The 18,352-nt window shown below is 51.4% G+C and carries 14 protein-coding genes; 2 read left to right on the top strand and 12 right to left on the bottom strand.

Translation table 11 applies throughout. The features are described 5' to 3' along the window. Positions 1-1,260 precede the first annotated feature (1,260 nt). Positions 1,261-1,536, top strand: coding sequence for a hypothetical protein (locus V8J88_RS22235; RefSeq protein ID WP_338846454.1), 276 nt, complete (start codon positions 1,261-1,263; stop codon positions 1,534-1,536). An 8-nt stretch (positions 1,537-1,544) separates the two neighbouring features. Here V8J88_RS22235 and V8J88_RS22240 read toward each other — a convergent pair whose 3' ends face one another. From V8J88_RS22240 to V8J88_RS22290, 11 genes are all read right to left on the bottom strand, one after another. Then, positions 1,545-2,105, bottom strand: coding sequence for a PEP-CTERM sorting domain-containing protein (locus V8J88_RS22240; protein ID WP_338846455.1), 561 nt, complete (start codon positions 2,103-2,105; stop codon positions 1,545-1,547). 126 nt (positions 2,106-2,231) lie between these two features. Beyond that, positions 2,232-2,983, bottom strand: a protein-coding gene (locus V8J88_RS22245; RefSeq protein ID WP_338846097.1) for an IS5 family transposase whose coding sequence is annotated in 2 segments (ribosomal slippage) — positions 2,232-2,653 and positions 2,653-2,983 — 753 coding nt in all. Because the reading frame shifts where the segments join, the coding sequence is not laid out codon by codon here. 364 nt (positions 2,984-3,347) lie between these two features. Beyond that, positions 3,348-4,220, bottom strand: a complete 873-nt coding sequence (locus tag V8J88_RS22250) for a ParB/RepB/Spo0J family partition protein (RefSeq protein ID WP_338846456.1) — start codon at positions 4,218-4,220, stop codon at positions 3,348-3,350. A gap of 11 nt (positions 4,221-4,231) precedes the next feature. Next, the gene (locus tag V8J88_RS22255) at positions 4,232-5,002 is read right to left on the bottom strand and encodes an AAA family ATPase (protein WP_338846457.1); all 771 of its coding nucleotides are present in this window, start codon (positions 5,000-5,002) and stop codon (positions 4,232-4,234) included. 17 nt (positions 5,003-5,019) lie between these two features. Beyond that, the gene (gene rsmG, locus V8J88_RS22260) at positions 5,020-5,670 is read right to left on the bottom strand and encodes a 16S rRNA (guanine(527)-N(7))-methyltransferase RsmG (protein ID WP_338846458.1); all 651 of its coding nucleotides are present in this window, start codon (positions 5,668-5,670) and stop codon (positions 5,020-5,022) included. Next, positions 5,667-7,583, bottom strand: a complete 1,917-nt coding sequence (gene mnmG, locus V8J88_RS22265; RefSeq protein ID WP_338846459.1) for a tRNA uridine-5-carboxymethylaminomethyl(34) synthesis enzyme MnmG — start codon at positions 7,581-7,583, stop codon at positions 5,667-5,669. Before mnmG ends, rsmG begins: the two co-directional genes overlap by 4 nt. A gap of 108 nt (positions 7,584-7,691) precedes the next feature. Further along, positions 7,692-8,450, bottom strand: coding sequence for a TSUP family transporter (locus V8J88_RS22270; protein ID WP_338846460.1), 759 nt, complete (start codon positions 8,448-8,450; stop codon positions 7,692-7,694). Between the two features lie 88 nt (positions 8,451-8,538). Further along, complete coding sequence (locus V8J88_RS22275) at positions 8,539-9,738, bottom strand: ABC transporter substrate-binding protein (protein WP_338846461.1); 1,200 nt, start codon at positions 9,736-9,738, stop codon at positions 8,539-8,541. A gap of 760 nt (positions 9,739-10,498) precedes the next feature. Continuing rightward, entirely contained in the window at positions 10,499-12,118 is a 1,620-nt protein-coding gene (locus V8J88_RS22280; protein ID WP_338846462.1) for a GMC family oxidoreductase N-terminal domain-containing protein, read from the bottom strand. A 7-nt stretch (positions 12,119-12,125) separates the two neighbouring features. After that, complete coding sequence (locus V8J88_RS22285) at positions 12,126-13,277, bottom strand: hypothetical protein (protein ID WP_338846463.1); 1,152 nt, start codon at positions 13,275-13,277, stop codon at positions 12,126-12,128. Further along, positions 13,274-13,846, bottom strand: a complete 573-nt coding sequence (locus tag V8J88_RS22290; protein ID WP_338846464.1) for an RNA polymerase sigma factor — start codon at positions 13,844-13,846, stop codon at positions 13,274-13,276. Before V8J88_RS22290 ends, V8J88_RS22285 begins: the two co-directional genes overlap by 4 nt. Before the next feature lie 962 nt (positions 13,847-14,808). On the opposite strand from V8J88_RS22290, the gene V8J88_RS22295 reads away from it, so the two are divergent. Further along, complete coding sequence (locus V8J88_RS22295; protein WP_338846465.1) at positions 14,809-16,326, top strand: CoA-acylating methylmalonate-semialdehyde dehydrogenase; 1,518 nt, start codon at positions 14,809-14,811, stop codon at positions 16,324-16,326. Between the two features lie 42 nt (positions 16,327-16,368). Here the strand turns inward: V8J88_RS22295 and V8J88_RS22300 are convergent, their stop codons facing one another. Beyond that, positions 16,369-18,036 carry a long-chain-fatty-acid--CoA ligase gene (locus V8J88_RS22300; protein WP_338846466.1) on the bottom strand — a complete coding sequence of 556 codons (1,668 nt, stop codon included), beginning with the start codon at positions 18,034-18,036 and terminating at the stop codon, positions 16,369-16,371. Positions 18,037-18,352 lie beyond the last annotated feature (316 nt).

An 18,352-nucleotide genomic window follows, 5' to 3' on the forward strand; every position in this document is an offset into this window, starting at 1 on the left:
AGAAAAACCGCTGCCAGATGATATGGGCAGCGGTTTTTTTTCGCCCATCCTGTGGATAAAACTGTGCACAAACCAGGGAAAAGATGTGAGGAGAATGTGCATAATTACATCTCACCTCGCATAGGCCGATGTTTGATTGCAAGGGCATCTCACACACCTTGTGGGTAAAGCTGTGCACAACCAAGGCATAAACACGGTATAAGCTGTTGAAAAAAGAAATGCTGCGAACACGGCTGTTGATAAAGCTATGGTCACTGCTAAGCCTTCATAAGGATGGACGAAGCAGATTCCGTTCGCCCTGAGCCTGTCGAAGGGCATGGTTGCTCATGGAAAACCGTGGTTCGACAAGCTCACCACGAATGGCAAAACCGTGGTTCGACAAGCCCGGCACAATGAAGCTGCAACCCGCTTGGTATATAAACCGACTTGTTAGCGCATTGGCTGAATAGATACAAGCTGTGAAAAATAAGTGGATCGTGGTGGATAAGTTAAGCAAATTGCACTCGCCTGCTTCCACTCATCTTCTGAGAGCCTGTGTCAGCCACATCATTTGCACCCAACAATGGCGACATGCGGAAATACCGCTGCAGACACGATTCGGGCATGCTGATGGTCTGAAGTGGCGCGCAGCCGCCTGCTTTGCCCTCGCTTGCCTTTCCAACACCACGGGGCTTGGGATGCTCCACATACCGGGTGGATGCCAAAGCGCATATAGCGCAAACGCTTATCGAAGATTGAAGCCCCGCTTCGTAAGGCATGCCGCTTTCAGAATGTGCGTAAAGCTGTGAATAAACCCTGTATAAATTGCGGATTGTTTGTGGATTATGCGCAGCGCGAACACACAACGCATCCACTCGACAGACAAGAGGAAAAAACCTCACCCCGGCAAACTGTGTACAAACCTGTGAATTAAGTATGAAAAAGCTGTGCAAATGGGGTGCAAAACTTGCAGAGAAGCGAATCAATTAAAACCACCGCTATGCATAAAGCTGTGCATATGAAATGCACAAATCTGTATAGCTTGTGCATATCCTCAGCAGGTCAGACTTCCCGTGAAAAGTACTAAGACCCGCACAGATACAGGCTGCTGCACACACTTCTCTGTGCAAAAAGCTGTGCATAAGCAAGGGATAAACAGTGCGCAGCATGTGCAAATCTTTGCTAACGCTTCACGAATACATGCGGCAACACTGCCGACTTTATTTTTGCCGGGCGTTCTCCTGGGCTGGTCGAAGGAAGCTTGTCGAAAGAATAGTGGATATGCAAAAAGTGCTTCGACAAGCTCAGCACGAACGGATGAAAAACCGCGCTTCAACAGGCTCAGAACGAACGGCAAAAGAAAAATACTCAGGCAAGCTCAGCACGAACGGCTGGGGTGTGCACAAAGATGTGCATAACGCGTGGAAAAATCAGAGGAAAAGCTGTGAGTCTTTTGTGCACAACAACGCAGATGAAAACAGCCGCTCTAAAACCGCTTTAAAGGCCGCAGGAAGCAAAAACCCCGCCGCAGCGGGGGTCGGAGTCAGCCAAGCTTAAAAAACAGCTCAGGCGGCTTTACGGCGGCGTGCAATCATGCCCATCACGCCCAGGCCAGCCAGCAGCATGGCATAGGTTTCAGCTTCCGGCACAGCGGCTTGCACGCTCACATTGTCCATGCGGAAGAAGCTCGGATCGTTGCGGGCGCCAAATTTCAATTCGGTTGCATTGGAAGTGGCCAGCACATCGAGAGTGATGTGGGACCAGTTCAGCGCAGTGTTTTTCACGCTGTACACTTCATTGTCGCCAAACATCGCGTTGAAAGTGACTTTGTTCGGATCGGTCGAGGTGGCGGTGTTATACACATCGAAAGACAGGGTGTAGCGCTGGCCGGCGATAGTATTCAGCACTTGGCTGATATAACCGACAGAGCCGGTTGCGCCATTGCGCCATACCCAAGTGCGGTTGGAAGTTACGGTGTTCTTGATGACATCGTTCAGGCTCAGATTGCCGGAACGGGTCCAGCCGGCGAAGGTGCCGGTTTCAAAATCGCCATTCACAACCAATTCGGTTGCGGCTTGTGCGGAAAATGCGGATGCCAGAAGTGCTGCAAAAACAATTTTTTTCATTTGAATTTCCTGTGGGTATTGATGAGGCAGTTGCGGATGTAGCAGATGTGCGGGTCTGAGTTGCAACTGGAATCATATTGTAACGTCTTGATACACTCCAGGCAAGCAATTAGGGTGTGTTGACATTTATTTCAACCATATCATTGATGCCGCCAAGGTTACAAACGAAGAGAAACGGGTATCCAGTTTGTCGTAGCGGGTAGCGATCCGTCGAAATTGCTTAATTTTGGCGAAAAAGCGCTCAATGAGATTGCGGTTTCGATATTGGAACTGATCATAATCCCGCTGTTCTTTCCGGTTCGCCTTTGGTGGAATCACGACCTTGGCATTTTTTCCCTCAATGCAATCAATCAGTGTGTTGGCATCATAGGCTTTATCTGCCAGCACCGCTTGTGGCGCGACGTCATTGAGTAACGCGGTTGCCTGGGTTATATCGTGAACTTCTCCGCCTGTCAGGATGAACTGAACCAAATTGCCCAAGCCCTCAACGCAAGCATGAATCTTGGTGGTTAATCCCCCACGAGACCGGCCAATGGATTGCGGCCCCTTTTTTTTGCGGCTCCTGCTGCATGCTGATGCGCCCGCACGATAGTGCTATCAAGAAAAACTTCCTCAAAGTCCGCGTCCTCGCGTAGCACGGCAAAGATTTTGTGCCATACCTGCTTATCCGACCAACGCGCAAACCTCACATAGACGCTGTTCCATGGGCCAAATTCAGCAGGCAAATCCCGCCACGGGCTGCCTGTCTTTGCTATCCATAAAACAGCTTCCACAAACAGCCGATTATTCACGCCTGTTCTGCCTCTATCGCCAACCTTTCCTGGTACCAAGGCTTCAATTCTTGCCCACTGATCGTCCCGTAACATCATCCGTGCCATTCTGTTTTGCCCAAAAACAAGAATGTAAACACAAGTGGCAAAAAGTTAACAGCTTTTTTTGAAAATTCCCATCCAAAGTGCTGTTAATTGTCAACACGCCCTAGACGGCGGATACAAAATTATTTTCAGCAAAATAAAGCAACCCCCGAACAATCCGTGCATAAAGCTGTGAATAAGCCGGTAAAAGCTGTGGGCATATTCTGTGAATTACGCCCAAATATGATTTACCGGCTTACGCGCCCGCGCTATCAACAACTATCCCACAGCCTTACCCACAAAAAAACGTGACTTATCACAGACTCACCCACAAGCTACCCTCAGCTTATACACATACTTTTCCACAGCGCTCATACAGTCAGCTTCTTCAGGCGCGCAGCTTGGCTAAAATATGATCGAGTTGATCCAAATCGCCAAATGCGATTTGCATTTGGCCTTTGCTGGCGCTGCTCATTTTAAAACTGACCGGCATTGCCAATAAATCTGACAATTCTTCTTCCAGCGTTTTCAGATCGGCAGACTTATCCAATTTGCGCAGCGGTCTTTCACTTTGTTCCTGTTGTGCGCGCGTCACCAGTTTTTCCGCTTCACGCACCGACATGCGCTTGGCATTGATTTCATTGGCCATGGTGATTTGTTGCGCGCCATCCAGCGCCAGCAAAGCGCGCGCATGCCCCATATCCAGATCGCCCGCCATCAGCATGGTTTGCACCGGCTTAGCCAAGTTCAACAAGCGCAACAAATTGCTGACTGCACTGCGTGAACGCCCTACTGATTGCGCCGCCTGTTCATGCGTAAAACCGAATTCATGAATCAAGCGTTGAATGCCTTGCGCCTCTTCCAGCGGATTTAAATCTTCGCGTTGGATGTTTTCAATCAAGGCCATCGCTGCGGCGGTCTTGTCATCCACTTCACGGATCAAGACCGGCACTTGCTCCAGACCTGCCAGACCGGCGGCGCGGAAACGCCGTTCGCCTGCGATGATTTCATAACGCTCAGCTGCAACCGGGCGCACAAGAATCGGCTGCATAATGCCTTGCGCCCGGATCGAATCCGCCAACTCAGCCAATGCGCCTTCATCCATCCGCGTGCGCGGCTGATATTTGCCAGGCTGAAGCTGGGTCAAGGGCAAGCTGTTGCCCTGCTCAGGTTTGACTGCCGGCGCTTCGACAAAATCGGCTGAACCGCCTAATAAAGCCTCCAAACCACGCCCCAAGCCTTTCGATTTCTTGCTAGCCATTCTTCCAGTCCTTACATGGTTTTAATACGTTCCACCAATTCAGCACCGAAGGCGATATATGCTTGCGCGCCTTTTGCCGATGGATCAAAACTGACGCCAGGCATGCCGTAAGATGGCGCTTCAGCCAAGCGCACATTGCGCGGGATAATCGTGTTAAACACTTTATCGCCGAAATGCTGCTCCAGCTGCGCCGAAACCTGCTGCGATAAAGTCATACGCGGATCAAACATGACGCGTAACAAGCCAATGATTTTCAAATCCGGATTGAACTTGGCATGCACTTTTTTGATGGTATTCACCAAATCCGACAAACCTTCCAGCGCGTAATATTCACATTGCATGGGAATGATCACGCCATGCGCTGCACACAAGGCATTCAAGGTCAGCAGGGATAAGGCAGGCGGGCAATCAATCAGCACAAAATCATATTCCGCATCGACCTTGGCCAGCGCTTCTTTCATGCGCCGCTCGCGCCGATCCAATTCCACCATTTCCACTTCAGCGCCTGCCAATTCACGATTGGCCGGTAAGACATCAAAGCCGCCATTCTCAGATTTTTGACGCGCCTGCGCCACGTCTGTCATACCCAATAAAACCTGGTAAGTGGAAGCCGCAAGATTGGCTTTGGCGATGCCGGCGCCCATGGTTGCATTGCCTTGTGGATCCAGATCAACCAAGAGCACACGTTGTTCCAATTTGGCCAGACCTGCGGCCAGATTCACCGCCGTGGTGGTCTTGCCTACTCCGCCTTTTTGATTTGCTACACAAAAAATTTTGGCCATATAAGTCCTGAAGATATTTAAGCGCGTTCGATAAACACCAGATGCCGCGCCGCATCAAGTTGCGGCACGCGTAAGGCTTGAATTGTTTTGACACGCCAGCCTGCCGGCAGCGCCTGGCTTTCCTGCAAGGGATCTTGCCCTTTAAGCGCGATGAATTCACCGTCTGCTGTTAGTAAATGGCCTGACCAGGAAACAAAATCCCGCAAATCAGCAAACGCGCGGGATGTGATGATATCAAAGGCGGCAAGATCCGGGCCGGTTTGCAGGTTTTCCACCTTGCCGCAGTGCACATTCACATTCACTAATTTCAATTCTGCCTTGACCTGATTCAAAAATGCGGTCTTCTTTTGCACCACATCAATCAGATGAACTTGCACATCCGGGCGCGCAATCGCCAGCACGATGCCAGGTAAACCGCCACCTGCCCCCACATCCAGAACCCGTTTTGCCTTGGCAAAAGCAGCGACTGCGCTTAATGAATCGAGCAGATGCAAAGCAAGCATCTGTTCCGGATCACGGATCGCAGTCAGGTTATAGACTTTGTTCCACTTGCTCATCAAGCCTTGATAGTCCAGTAATTGCTCTATCTGTTGTGGCTGCAGGTCTAAACCGAGTTCAAGCAAGCCTTGCAGCAGGCGGCTGCGCAATGTTTCACGTGAAACATTCATGCTGCGCCCTTCCCTGCGTACAATCCACGCTTCTTCAAAAACACCAACAGCAAAGAAATGGCCGCCGGCGTCACACCGGAAATCCGGGAGGCTTGCCCCAGGGTTTCCGGTTTTTGCTTAGCCAGCTTTTGCCGCACTTCAATCGACAAAGCCTGGATGCTCATATAGTCCAGATCAGCTGGCAAACGCAGGTTTTCATGGTTTTCATGCCGCTCAATTTCGCGTGCCTGGCGTTCGATATAGCCGGCATATTTGATCTGGATTTCGATTTGCTCGGTAATCTCGCTCGCTTCCAGACCTGGGCCGGCAAGCGCTTCACCTTGCAATCCCTGCAAACTCATCAAATCGCTGTAACGGATATTGGGCCGCGCCAATAAATCGGCCAGATTGTATTCATGCTCAATTGGCTTGCCAAACACCCTGCTTGCTTCTTCTTTGCTGATGATGCGTGGATTAATCCAGGTCGAGCGCAAACGTTCTGACTCTTTCGCAATGGCGTCACGCTTGCGGCAAAAAACATCCCATTGCGCGTCGCTGACGCATCCAAGCTTGCGGCCGATTTCGGTCAGGCGGATATCAGCATTGTCTTCACGCAAGCTGAGACGATATTCTGCCCGGCTGGTGAACATGCGATATGGTTCCATCACGCCTTGCGTCACCAAATCATCCACCATTACGCCAAGATAAGCTTCACTGCGCGCCGGGATCCAGGCTTCTCTATCCTGCGTGTATAAAGCGGCATTCAAGCCCGCTAACATGCCTTGTGCTGCCGCTTCTTCATAGCCTGTCGTGCCATTGATCTGACCGGCAAAGAACAAGCCTTGAATCGCGCGGGTTTCAAGCGATGCCTTCAGGCCGCGAGGGTCAAAGTAATCGTATTCAATCGCATAACCCGGCCGCAGAATCCAGGCATTTTCCAAGCCGCGCATTGAGCGCACCAGGTTTAATTGCACATCGAACGGCAAGCTGGTGGAAATTCCGTTTGGATAAAATTCGTTCGTCAACAAACCTTCCGGCTCAAGGAAGATTTGATGCGTCTCTTTATCTGCAAAGCGATGGATTTTGTCTTCAATCGATGGGCAATAACGCGGCCCCACGCCTTCGATCACGCCGGTGTACATGGGGCTGCGATCCAAGCCGCTGCGGATGATGTCATGCGTCGCTTGATTGGTATGCGTAATCCAACATGGCAGTTGGCGCGGATGCATTGCAGCATTCCCCATGAAGGAAAATACCGGCACAGGATCCAAATCACCGGGTTGTTCTTCCAGTTTGGAAAAATCAATACTGCGCCCATCGATGCGCGGCGGCGTACCGGTTTTCAAACGCCCTTGCGGCAGCTTTAATTCTTTCAAGCGCGCAGACAATGAAATGGCTGGCGGATCACCGGCACGACCACCGGAATAATTTTGCAAGCCGACATGGATCTTGCCATCAAGGAAGGTGCCGGCAGTCAGCACTACAGCGCGGCTGCGGAAGCGCAAACCAACTTGCGTCACAGCCCCACACACCTTATCACCCTCTACCAGCAAATCGTCCACCGCTTGCTGGAATAGCCAGAGATTAGGCTGATTTTCCAGACGTGACCGGATTGCCTGCTTGTACAGCATGCGGTCGGCCTGGGCGCGTGTGGCGCGCACAGCAGGGCCTTTGGAGGAGTTCAAAATGCGAAATTGGATGCCGGCTTCATCGGTCGCGATCGCCATCGCTCCGCCCATGGCATCCACTTCCTTTACCAAATGCCCTTTACCAATCCCACCGATGGAGGGGTTGCATGACATTTGGCCCAGGGTCTCAATATTGTGCGTCAGCAGCAAGGTTTTTTGCCCCATGCGCGCTGCAGCCAGCGCAGCTTCAGCACCGGCATGGCCACCACCGACCACAATGACATCAAATTCTGTTGGATAAAACATAGGAGGAGCGGATTGATCTAGAGGCGAAGATTATAGAACTTTTTCCTGCCCCCGGTTCCCTCCCCTGCTGAAATTGGTGGCAGGATTCAGATTGTTTCACGTGAAACATTAACGCAGAAAGGCGTCGTACGTGGTTTTGCAGATCAGCGCGAACACAACGAACAGGAAAAGTTTACGCACAAAACCCGTTCCATACTTCAACGCCAGGCGGCTGCCGGTAAGCGAGCCGGCAATCTGACAAACCGCCATCATCAAGCCCAACATCCACAATACATGTCCATGGTAGCCAAACAGCATCAATGCCGCCAAATTGGTGCTGATGTTGACGATTTTCGCCACGGCGGAAGCGGCGATGAAATCAAAGCCAAACACGCGCACAAAAACAAAAACCAGAAAACTGCCTGTGCCCGGGCCAAAAAATCCGTCATAAAAACCGATCACCGCGCCGGAGAATGCCGCCAGGATTAATTCGCGCCGTCCATGAAGCCGAGGCTGATGATGTTTGCCAAAGTCTTTCTTGGCCAAGGTGTAGGCCCCAACTGCCAGCAAAATAAAGGGCAAGCTTTTGCGCAGAAAATCCGGCGGGATATGAATCACCGCATACGCCCCGAGCATAGAAAATAGAAAAGCGGACAGCGCTGCCGGCGTGGCAACGCGCCAGGTAATCTTCACCTGACGCAGAAAATTCACAGCAGCCGCGCTGGTGCCGCAAATGCTTGCCAGCTTATTGGTGCCGAAAACTGTCGCCGGCAATTCTGTCCGCAGCACCGAAAACAATGCCGGCACCTGAATCAAACCACCGCCGCCCACAACCGCATCCACCAAGCCGGCGACAAATGCCGCCACCGCCAACAACGCAAAATCCATTCCATTACTCCACAGGCAAAACAACACCTTAACATCAGCCCTGAAAAAAAAGAGCGCCGCAGCGCTCTTTTTCTATTGTCAACCCAATTCAATGTGCAAATCTTCGCTCAGGCATGATGACTGTCATATCCACATAACGGGAAGCATTGTGATTGGAGGGTGAGAAATTCACCGCAAAACCGCCGACATCATAATTGGCGCTGTTGATCGATTCCAAGGCCCGGATCAACTTTTCGCGGGTCAATTCACGTCCGGCGCGGCGCAAACCTTCGTGGAAAATCTTTGCCGCCATATAGCCTTCCAGGCTGGAGAAATTAATCTCTTTCTTGGCCTTACGCATGGCCTTGGTGTATTCCGCCACCACTGGCGTGGCTTGGCTCCAGGGGAAAGGCACAACCTGGGAAATCACCACACCCGGCCCATAGTCCGGCCCGCTCTTAGCCAGGGTGTCGGCCAGCGCCTGGCTGCCGACAAAGGACACATTGTAAAACTGACCGTTATATTTCTGTTTTTTCGCTTCCACGATGAAGGCCGCGCAAGAGGCGTAAGCACTGATTTGAATAATCACATCCGGCTGCCTTGGCAAAATATCGCGCAGCGCTTTCGATACATCCACGCTGTTGCGCTCCACCGTGGATTTAGCAACCAGCTGGACTTTCATTTTTTCCATGGCGCGCTCCACCCCTTTCAAACCGGCCATGCCGTAGGAGTCGTTCTGATAGAACACGGCGATCTTGCTCATGCCATTTTTCACCAGATGATTGACCAGATGCTCTGTTTCATCGTAGTAGCTGGAGCGCATATTGAAAATATAGCGGTTGAAAGGTTCGCGCAGCAATTGCGCCCCGGTGAAGGGTGCGAAAAACGGCACTTTTTCTTTCGTGAAAATCGGCAATGCGGCGGCGCTGGTGGGCGTCCCCACATAGCCGAATAAAGCAAACACTTGATCTTTTTCAATCAACTTGATCGTGTTCTCTTCGGCCAACTTCGCTTCGTACTTATCGTCTGCAGTGACAATCTCAATCTTGCGGCCATGCACGCCGCCATCTTCATTCAGATTCTCAAAATAGACCGAAGCGCCGGCATGCATATGAATGCCCAACTGTGCGGCAGGGCCGGAGAAGGCGGCCGACTGGCCAAGAATAATTTTTCGCTCAGTAACGCCATTTTCAGCAAAAGACGGCAAGGCCGCCAACAGACCAACTACAGCAGAAAAAATGCGAGTGCAAACTTTTCCAGAAAAGTTCATCGGTGCTCCAATACAAAAAAACAGTCCTGTGCGACGCATCGCGCCACAGTGATGTGTAACAGGCCGAATGGCCGGGGAGAACTTTGCAAAGAACCACAGGCTGGCGCACGCAAAAGCACGCGCCAACGCTAACCACGCACTGTGGTATGCCAAAGATCCAGTAAATCCTTGCTTGCTTTTATGGGGGACAAACCGTGCAACGCTTCCCGCTAAGGAAGTCCTGCGCGGTATTTGCTCCCTTACCTTTTCAGGATTGCCGGGAAACCAACGGAATATGGGGATATCCGGTTTTATCGTTATTCACATTGCCGCCTGAACGTGAAACTTGTCACGCCCCTGCTTGCAATGCTTGCTTTATGTGTGGCGGGGATTTTACCTGTAATGGCGCATTCTTTCCAATTACCAGAGGAAATATTCAAACCCTCCATGCCGCATGACGCAAGCGGCAAATTCAGTACATGTATTCCGCCTGATAAGACAGTATCAATTTTTCTCTAAAATCAAGCAAAATACGTTAAAATCTTACAAATTCATCTAAATATTACGTATTTCACTAAAAATACTGGCATCAAATACGTCCCTTTTATTACCAGGATTGGGTTTCTTCTGTTGCTTTATTGCAATACGTGATAGTTATCCACAAGGAATTTCACAAAAGAGAACCATAAAGGAAATTATTTGAAAACCAAAGAATTAATGGTGAGAACGATTTTTTTGCTTATTTTTTTGATAATTCAAGCCCGTACCAACAGCCACACTTCCCGCCAGCAAGATAGAGCATTTGCTCTATCTTGACATATCAAGCGCTCGCCATTTCCTGCAAAATAAAATCCGCCGCTTTATGCGCAATCATCAGCACCGGGGCGCAAGTATTGCCTGAAGTAATGGCCGGCATGACGGATGCATCCGCGACGCGTAAGCCGGTGACGCCGCGCACATGCAAGCGGCTGTCCAGCACAGCGCTGGAGTCGCCTGCACGCCCCATTTTGCAGCTGCCTACCGGATGGAAAATTGTCGTCCCGATCTGTCTGGCCGCTTGCTGTAATTCCTGCTCGCTGCGGCAATCAAGGCCAGGTTTGATTTCAGTTGGCGCAAACGGTTGCAGCGCGTCCTGCTGCATGATGTGGCGGGTTAAGCGCAAGGCATTCGCCGCCACCTGGCAATCGTATTCTGTGGATAAGTAGTTGGGCGCAATCAGGGGCGCTTGCAGCGGGTCTGCGCTGCGTATGCTGACTTCGCCACGCGATTGCGGTCGCAGATGGCAAACGCTGGCTGTGAGGGCTGGAAAGGGGTGCAACGGGTCGCCAAACTTGTCCAGTGACAAGGGTTGCACATGATATTCGAGATCCGGCCATGCAATGCCCGGCGCAGAACAGGCGAAAGCGCCCAATTGTGAAGGAGACATTGACATCGGGCCACTGCGTTTGAGCAGATATTCGCTTGCAATCGCCAATTTCCCCCACCAGCTGTGCATCAACTGATTCAAGGTGCGTGCGCCTTGAATCCGGTAAATACAGCGCAATTGCAAGTGGTCCTGCAAATTTTTACCCACACCCGGCAAATGATGCCGTACAGGAATCTGATGCCGGCGCAATAATTCCGCATCGCCAATCCCTGAGAGTTGCAGTAATTGCGGCGTCGCCAAGGCGCCGGCGCACAACACCGTCTCACGCCTGGCGCGCGCCTGCCAGCGGCTGCCCTGCTGTAAAAACGCCACACCTGTGCAGCGCTTATCCTCAAACAAGAGGCCGCAGGCATGCGCATGGCGCAAAATCCGCAAATTTTTGCGCTTTGCCACGGGATGCAAAAAGGCTTGCGCCGCATTCAGACGCCAGCCTTTTTTCTGTGTGACCTCAAAATAACCGCAACCGGCATTATTTCCCCGGTTGAAATCCTGCACAGTCGCGATGCCGGCTTGCGCGCAGGCCTTGCGGAATGCATCCAAAATCGGCCAGGACAATCTTTGCTGCTCCACGCGCCAAGGCCCGCCGGCCCCATGCCAGCGATTTGCGCCGCCATGATGATCTTCAATCGCCATAAAATCCGCTAACACCTGTTCCCAGCGCCAAACCGGATCGCCGCTCAGCTCGGCCCAATGGCGATAGTCTTCACTTTGGCCGCGCATATAGATCATGCCATTGATGGCAGTACAGCCGCCCAATACTTTACCGCGCGGGTAGATCAAACTGCGACCGTCCAAGCCTGGCTCTGCCTCGGTGCGCCAGCACCAATCTGTACGCGGATTATTGATGCAGTACAAGTATCCAACCGGGATATGGATCCATGGATAGTTATCCTGGCCGCCCGCCTCCAGCAATAAAACCTGGTGCTGTGGATTTTCACTCAAACGGTTCGCCAACAGGCAACCAGCGCTGCCGCCGCCGATGATAATGAAATCGTAGTCGCCGGCAGTTTGCATACACGCCTCAAGGTTTGGCAGCGCTCTGCTGCTCTTGCAGTTTTTTGATCATTTCCAGGGTTTTGGCCGAAACCGGATAATCCGGATATTGCTTGCGGAATTTCTCCCATTCGGCCAACGCTTCCTGCGGCAGATTGGATTTTTGCAATTCTTCTATCAATTCAAGCCAAAGTTTGGCATTTTCAATCTTTTTTTGGCCAAGGGAAGGCGGTGATTTTTCAGCTTTCGCCACCACATCGTTTGAATCCCGATATGAAACGCCCGGTTTTTCTGCGCTGGCAGAGGCTTGGCGCGGCGCGGCGACAGCTTTTTGCTCCCTGGCGCGCGCCATTTCCGCTTCAGCTTGACGCCTCGCGTCCGCCACCTGCGCATCCAGTTCTAATTGCCGTGTGTTTTCCTGCATTTCGCCGCGCATTTTTTGGCGCAGCTCCTCTGACCTTATTGCAGCCCCCTTTTCCGGCATCGATTCATTCCTGATTGCTTGGACAGGCGCCGCAGCCTCATTTGTTATGCTGCGTTTGACCGCCGAACCGGTGACTTCAACTTTTTGCAGTCTGTCGGTGGCGGGCGGTTGGTCAATTTCGGCTGCAGATGGCTTAGGCGGTTTAGCGCTGTTTTTAGGTATGGCAGGCGCTGCGCTGCCAGCCGCCTGCTGCAGGGGTGCAACTTCTGCCGCCGCATCAGCTGCGGGGCTGGGAGTCGCTTTGGCTGCGGTTTCTGGCGCAGGCCCCATTTTTTCTGCCGCCGCGCGCTCTTGTTCAGCTTCTCTTTCCTGTTTAATGTCAATTTGCCAATATTGCCATGCCAATGGCAAAGCTAAAAACAGGCTGGCTGCAATGCCTAACCAGGCTGGCCAGGCTTTTTTACGACGCAATGGTGAGCTGATGGGCGTTTTTTCGGCCTCATCCCCGCTTTTCTTTGCCATTTGTGCATCATTTGCGGCGCTGGTCTCAGCCAGCGTTTGCTGTGGGCCGGTGACTTGGCTGTTTTCAGCGCTTTTTTGCAAATCCTGCTCCACCAGATTCATGATGGATTGCGAGATCTGCAGCGGCGGTTTTGGCTGTGGCACGGCGCGCAGCAGGCGCGATAAATCGTCCTGGCCTTGCAAGAAAGCTTGCAATTGCGCGTCATCATCCGGTTTCATTTCCAAGCCGCTCATGCTGTACTGCCTTCCTGCAGCGCTTGCCGCAATTTTTGCATTGCATACCTTAATCTGCTTTTCACTGTTTCGACTGGAACTGATGTTAATTCAGCAATTTCCTCCAGTCGCAAGCCATTGAATTGCTGCAAAACCAAGGCTTCTTTCTGCTCATTCGGCAAACGGCGTATCGCCGCATGCAATGCCTGTACTTGCTGCTTTTGCTCTAAACCCTGTTCTGGGCTTTCACATTCCTCATCAGATAAGTTGGCAAGCCAGTCCTCATCTTCGTTGACAACCTCAGTCGCCAGGCTGACAGGTTGCTGGCGCAGCAAATCGAACAGACGATTACGCGCAATCTGATACAAATAAGTGCGAAAACTCGCATCCGGTTGATATCTTTCCCGCGCTTTGTGCAAATTGATCCAGCTGTCTTGCACAATTTCTTCCGCCCAATCCTTGCGTGGCGAACGCCAGGCAATAAAACGGTACAGGCCAGCATGGTGGCGCTGATACAGTTCCTGAAATGCCGACACATCGCCATCGCGATAGCGGCACATCAAATCTTCATCTGTGAGGGAAGCGAGCATGCTGGCAGTCTACTGGAGAAGCAGACGACATGCCAGTTTCACGCTTTTCCACCTCTTATTGAAACGTTGCACAGCCTGATTCAGGGTGAAAAAAGACCGCTGTTTTCTGTGTGAATAAACTAACTTGTTGATTTATAAGTGATTTTTCTATATCCGCTGATTTCGGGGGAATTTTTTTCAGGCTTTGGCAGCGGTCTTTGTGACTTGTATATATATATTTTTTGATGATAGTAGTAAACCGGCTTTTAACTGTGGATAAGTCAATAAACTTTATAAAAATCAATGACTTATTGATTTCATAAGGGCCCGGAAAATACTTGTGTCTGCTGCTGGCAAATCTTGGACAAAAATTTGCCGGCATCAAGCGCTCTGTGTTGTCCACAAATACAGGGGGTTGATATCAAGCAAGTTATCCACAGTTGCATTCATGCAAACATCATATATGTTCAAAATACATTTCCATTCATCACAGAATTTGTCTTGAAAAACACGAATTTTTAATGGATATCTGAAAGTATGAAAAAAGGCGTAAACCTCTTTTTTTGGCGCAGCTCATCGTTTAAGTGTTAACCCTTTTATTTTTTTGATGATAGTAGTAAACCACCGTTTGCTTGTGGATAAATGCATTTTTCCTTTATTTTTCAATGGTTTAGTGGAATGATAAAGCTTGTGTTCAGGCTGTATCCGGTGAGGAGGAATCTTGGACAAATTTTTCAAATCTGTGAAGTCGTTTTTTTTGCACAAATTGTCCCTGTGGATATTAATAAAGTTATCCACAGTTGAAAGAATGACATCTGTTGCATGCACGCCGCATACACAGCCGCTATACCTGAAATATCAATGTCCAGACAAGTTCAGCCGGCTTTTCCACGTATGCTGTCAGACACTCTTCAGCTTTCAAGGCATGCCGCCGGTGTGTTGTGCGCCGGCAGCAGCAGACCTTGCTTTCTTTTCAACAGGGAATGAACATGAGTCAAACCGTAGAAACCATCATGCATTTCATCAATGGCAAACGCAGTGCAGGCAATTCGCAGCGTCAGCAGGATGTGTATAACCCCGCCACCGGCGCAGTCAGTGGCCGCGTGCTGTTGGCCAGTGACGAAGATGTGCAAGCCGCAGTGGCGGCAGCGAAACAAGCTGCTTTGTCATGGATGGAAACCGCGCCATTGAAACGTGCGCGCATCATGTTCAAATTCAAGGAACTGATCGAGAAACACCACGATGAATTAGCCGCCGCTATCACGCGCGAGCACGGCAAGGTGTTTTCTGACGCCAAGGGCGAGGTGGTGCGCGGTTTGGAAATTGTTGAGTTCGCATGTGGCGTGCCGCAATTGCTCAAGACGCAATTCACCGACAATATTGGCGGCGGGATTGATAACTGGCAGTTGCGTCAGCCTTTGGGCGTGGTGGCCGGCATCACGCCTTTCAATTTTCCGTTCATGGTGCCAATGTGGATGGCGCCCTTGGCGATTGCCTGTGGCAATGCCTTCATTCTCAAACCCTCTGAGCGGGATCCGTCTTGTTCGTTGATGATTGCCGATATGTTTCAGCAAGCCGGATTGCCGGATGGGGTTTTCAATGTGGTGCAAGGGGATAAAGTGGCGGTCGATGGTTTGCTGCAGCATCCTGATGTGCGCGCATTGTCTTTTGTCGGTTCAACCCCGATTGCAGAATATATTTACAGCGAAGCTTGTAAGCGTGGCAAACGCGCGCAAGCTCTGGGCGGCGCAAAAAATCATTTGGTGGTGATGCCGGACGCAAATCTGGAACAGGCAGTGGATGCGTTGATCGGCGCCGCTTATGGTTCGGCTGGTGAGCGTTGCATGGCGATTTCCGTGGCGGTGGCGGTCGGCGATAGCGCGGATGCCTTGGTGCAAGCCCTGGTTCCGCGTGTGAAAGCGCTGGTGGTTAAGAATGGCATGGAAGCGGATGCGGAAATGGGGCCGGTGGTGACTGCTGCGCACAAGGCGAAAATCGTGTCTTACATCGAAGATGGTGTGGCGGCCGGCGCTGAATTATTGGTGGATGGCCGTGGTTTGTCTGTGCCTGGCCATGAAAACGGCTATTTCCTTGGCGGCAGTCTGTTTGATCATGTCAAACCTGAGATGCGCATCTATCGTGAAGAAATTTTCGGCCCGGTTTTGTGTGTGGTGCGTGTGCCGGATTTTGAATCCGCTCTGGCTTTGATCAATGCGCATGAGTATGGCAACGGGGTTTCGATTTTTACAGCGGATGGCGGTGCGGCGCGTGAATTTTCGCGCCGCGTGCAAGTCGGCATGGTGGGGGTGAATGTGCCGATTCCGGTGCCAATGGCTTGGCATTCTTTTGGCGGTTGGAAACGCTCTTTGTTTGGCGATCATCATGCTTACGGCGAAGAGGCTGTGCGTTTTTATACGCAGTACAAATCAGTGATGCAACGTTGGCCAGACAGTATCGCGAAAGGCGCGCAGTTCACAATGCCGGTCGCCGGCAAGCATTGAGGCTGCAAAAACAAACCCGGCGCATGCGCCGGGTTTGTTTTGTCACTTGTCGCGTAATTCGCGCCGCAAAATTTTGCCAACCGGTGTTTTTGGCAGTTCGTTGCGGAACTCAATGTGCTTGGGCTTTTTATAGCCGGTCAGATTCTGTTTGCAGTATTCCAAGACATCTTCTTTGCTCAAATTTGGATCTTTGCGCACGATGAAGACTTTCACTGCTTCGCCGGAATCCGCATCCGGCACGCCGATACAGGCGCTTTCCATGATGCCGGGGTGGCCGGCCAGCACTGCTTCGATTTCATTCGGATAGACATTGAAGCCGGAAACCAGAATCATGTCTTTTTTGCGATCGACGATTTTGATATAACCTTCCGCGTCCATGATGCCGATGTCGCCGGTTTTGAAAAAGCCGTCGCGCGTCATGACTTTTGCGGTTTCATCCGGGCGTTGCCAATAGCCGGCCATCACTTGCGGCCCGCGAATCGCAATTTCACCGCGTTCCCCCTGGGGCACAGGTTTTTCGTCATCATCCAGAATCACGACTTCGGTGGATGGCACTGGCAATCCGACTGTATTCGTGAAACCGCTGGCGTCGGCACGGTTGCAAGTCGCCAGCGGTGAGGTTTCTGACAGTCCATAACCTTCGATGATGAAGCAGCCGGTGGCGGCTTTCCAGCGGTCATTCACCGCTTCCTGAACGGCAGTGCCGCCGCCGTTGCAGATGCGCAGATTGGAAAAATCGAGTTTGGCGAAGTCCGGTTGATTCAGCAGGCCGTTATACAGCGTGTTTACGCCGGGCAGCATATTGAATTTGTATTTGGACAGGGTTTTGACGAATTTCGGCATGTCGCGCGGATTTGGAATCAGCAGATTCACAGCGCCAATGCGCGCCGCCAGGAAAAAACAGCCGGTCAGGGCGAAGATGTGATACAGCGGCAAGGCGCAGACAATGGTGAAATTTTCTGTCCCGTTGCCTGCGCTCAGTTTTGGCGCCAGCCAGGCTTCGCCCTGCATCAGATTCGCCACAATATTCCGGTGTAACAGTGTGGCGCCTTTGGATACGCCAGTGGTGCCGCCGGTATATTGCAAAAATGCAACATCATCGCCGTTGCATTCGACCCGCTGGAAATTCATTTTTGCGCCTTGCGCCAAGACCTGGTTAAAACGCAGGGCTTTGGGTAAATCAAATTCCGGCACCTGCTTATGCACATGGCGCACCACAAAATTCACCAGCAAGCCTTTGATGCCCAGCATATCGCCGACACTGGCCAGAATCACATGTTTGACCCCGGTTTTGCCCAGCACTTGTTGCAAGGTGGTGGCGAAGTTTTCCAGAATGATGATGACTTCCGCGCCGGAATCATTCAATTGATGCTCAAGCTCGCGCGGGGTGTACAGGGGGTTGACGTTAACCACGGTCATGCCGGCGCGCAAGACAGCGCAAATTGCGACTGGATATTGCAAGAGATTCGGCATCATCAGCGCAACCCGGGCGCCGCGTTGCAAACCCTGGTTTTGCAGCCAGGCGGCAAGTTGGCGCGAATATTGATCCATCTCGCCATAGCTCATGTGTTGATCAAGGCAGATGGCGGCGTCGCGCTGCTGGTACTTCTGAAAAGATTCTTCCAGCAGATTGATGATGGAGCGGTATTGATTATGTTTGATTTCTGCCGGGACGCCGGGCGGGTAGGATTTCAGCCAGATTTTTTCCATTGCTCTCTCACTTTCTAGATGCTGCGGCGGCTTTAAAGGAATAACTGCGGATGCCTCATCTTAACGAAAAATCTTCGGTTTGCCTGATGTTTGACTGAATTTTGTAGTACGCCATACCACAGTTTTCAATACATACTTGCAGTATGAACGGTTACTCCATTTGCCTGTCAGAAAATCCCGGTTTATGCTGCTGGTTCCCGCTCTTCTTGCTGCCGGGCTGAAGGCGGATTGCATGGGACAGTGACTGGCGGCGGGGGCAGACCTGCTGTTATGCAGCAAGCCGCTTTTCCTTATGCAGAGCGTGTTTCTGTTTTTC

Source organism: Massilia sp. W12, from assembly GCF_037300705.1.
Classification (GTDB): domain Bacteria; phylum Pseudomonadota; class Gammaproteobacteria; order Burkholderiales; family Burkholderiaceae_D; genus JACPVY01.

Coding starts and splice junctions, on each gene's coding strand:
- V8J88_RS22235 (WP_338846454.1), top strand. CDS start 1,261: ATGCAAAAAGTGCTTCGACAAGCTCAGCACGAACGGATGAAAAACCGC.
- V8J88_RS22240 (WP_338846455.1), bottom strand. CDS start 2,105: ATGAAAAAAATTGTTTTTGCAGCACTTCTGGCATCCGCATTTTCCGCA.
- V8J88_RS22250 (WP_338846456.1), bottom strand. CDS start 4,220: ATGGCTAGCAAGAAATCGAAAGGCTTGGGGCGTGGTTTGGAGGCTTTA.
- V8J88_RS22255 (WP_338846457.1), bottom strand. CDS start 5,002: ATGGCCAAAATTTTTTGTGTAGCAAATCAAAAAGGCGGAGTAGGCAAG.
- rsmG (WP_338846458.1), bottom strand. CDS start 5,670: ATGAATGTTTCACGTGAAACATTGCGCAGCCGCCTGCTGCAAGGCTTG.
- mnmG (WP_338846459.1), bottom strand. CDS start 7,583: ATGTTTTATCCAACAGAATTTGATGTCATTGTGGTCGGTGGTGGCCAT.
- V8J88_RS22270 (WP_338846460.1), bottom strand. CDS start 8,450: ATGGATTTTGCGTTGTTGGCGGTGGCGGCATTTGTCGCCGGCTTGGTG.
- V8J88_RS22275 (WP_338846461.1), bottom strand. CDS start 9,738: ATGCGTCGCACAGGACTGTTTTTTTGTATTGGAGCACCGATGAACTTT.
- V8J88_RS22280 (WP_338846462.1), bottom strand. CDS start 12,118: ATGCAAACTGCCGGCGACTACGATTTCATTATCATCGGCGGCGGCAGC.
- V8J88_RS22285 (WP_338846463.1), bottom strand. CDS start 13,277: ATGAGCGGCTTGGAAATGAAACCGGATGATGACGCGCAATTGCAAGCT.
- V8J88_RS22290 (WP_338846464.1), bottom strand. CDS start 13,846: ATGCTCGCTTCCCTCACAGATGAAGATTTGATGTGCCGCTATCGCGAT.
- V8J88_RS22295 (WP_338846465.1), top strand. CDS start 14,809: ATGAACATGAGTCAAACCGTAGAAACCATCATGCATTTCATCAATGGC.
- V8J88_RS22300 (WP_338846466.1), bottom strand. CDS start 18,036: ATGGAAAAAATCTGGCTGAAATCCTACCCGCCCGGCGTCCCGGCAGAA.